At 70.1% G+C, this 1,463-nt stretch carries 1 protein-coding gene; it reads right to left on the bottom strand.

Annotated elements, in window-relative coordinates:
• Positions 1-26 precede the first annotated feature (26 nt).
• The gene (locus tag DW211_RS09780) at positions 27-1,346 is read right to left on the bottom strand and encodes an IS256 family transposase (protein ID WP_233540994.1); all 1,320 of its coding nucleotides are present in this window, start codon (positions 1,344-1,346) and stop codon (positions 27-29) included.
• Positions 1,347-1,463: the final 117 nt, after the last annotated feature.

Here is a 1,463-nt window from a genome sequence, read left to right as displayed (position 1 = left end):
GAGGTCCGTCGCTGCAAGTCCCGATATTACTCCTTCTTGAGACCGCGCCTCTCGACTATCTCGTCCACTATCTCCCTGGCGCGCCGCCCGAGCGCGCGGCGCCTCCCCTCTGTCGGGGCCGGCCTGTCCGCGGGCTCGGCGAAGCCCTCGGCGGCCGAGGCCTCGGAGAACACGCGCTGCTGGGACCACTGCCCCTCGGTCTCCATGAGGCTCGCGCACGTCAGGCGCAGCATCGACTCCCTCGAGGGGAAGGACTGCACGACCCTGTAGCGGCGCTTGATCTCGCGGTTGGCGCGCTCCTGGACGTTGTTGGTGCGGAGCTTGGCCCAGTGCGCCCTGGGGAAGGCCGTGAACGCCAGCGCGGAGTCCTCGGCCTGCTCGAAGACCTCGCCGGCCCTGGCGGACACCGACGCCACCCAGGGCGCCGCCTCGGCCCACACGCAGCGCGCGAGGTCGGGGTCGTCCTGGTAGACCGCGGCGTGCACGAGGTCCCTGACGGCCGCCTTGGAGTCCTCGGGCCTGCCCGAGCAGGCGCTCTGGAGGTTGCGCTGCAGGTGCGTCACGCAGCGCTGCCAGGCGCAGCCCTGGAACAGGCGCGAGACGGCGGCCACGAGCCCGGCGTGGCTGTCGGAGACCACGAGGCGAACGCCGGCCAGCCCGCGCTCGCGCAGCCCGCCGAGGAATGCCGCCCAGGAGTCCTCGCTCTCGGTGTCGACCACGTCGCAGCCCAGGAAGTGCTTGCGCCCGTCGGCGCCCAGCCCGATCGCGGTCACGACGCCCTGCGAGACGACCGACGAGCCGACCCTGCAGCTCATGTAGGTGGCGTCGAGCCACAGGTAGCAGCACGGCGTGCCCGACAGGTCGCGGCGGCGGAACTCCGCCACCTCGGCGTCGAGGTCGGAGCAGAGGCTCGAGACCTCCGAGCTCGACAGCGAGGATATGCCCAGCCTGGACGCCACGCGCTCGACCTTGCGGGTGGACACGCCGCATACGTACATCTCCTGCACGATGGCGGCCACCGAGGTGTCGACGCGCGACCATCGCGCGAGCATGCGCTCGGGGTAGTAGGTGCCGTGCCTGAGCTTGGGTATCTCGAGCTCCACGTCGCCCACGGCGGTCTTGAGCGACCTGGGGCGGTAGCCGTTGCGGCTGTTCTCCCTGCCGCCGCTGCGCTCGTTGCGGCTCGCGCCGCACATCTGCTGGGCCTCGGAGTCCATCGGTGCGTTCATCACGCTGCCCAGCACCCTGCACGCGAACTCGCGCGCGTCGCCGCACTCCTGCCAAAGCCTCGCCGCCTCGAGGGCCTCGTCGCGGCCGAGGCGCAGTACACTCTCTTCTTGGGGCATCGCCTTTCCTTCCATTCGTCACCTTCATTACTCCAACGACGAATTCTAGGCGGTGTCCCCTCCCTTTCAAGAAAGGGCGGAGGCGGGGCATGCCCCGCCTCTTACACCACATCTCTG

Origin of the sequence: Collinsella sp. AM18-10, assembly GCF_003471585.1 — a bacterium.
GTDB lineage: Bacteria > Actinomycetota > Coriobacteriia > Coriobacteriales > Coriobacteriaceae > Collinsella.
The sequence above is the reverse complement of the archived record's forward strand: the minus strand, read 5'-3'. Positions and strand labels throughout refer to the sequence as shown.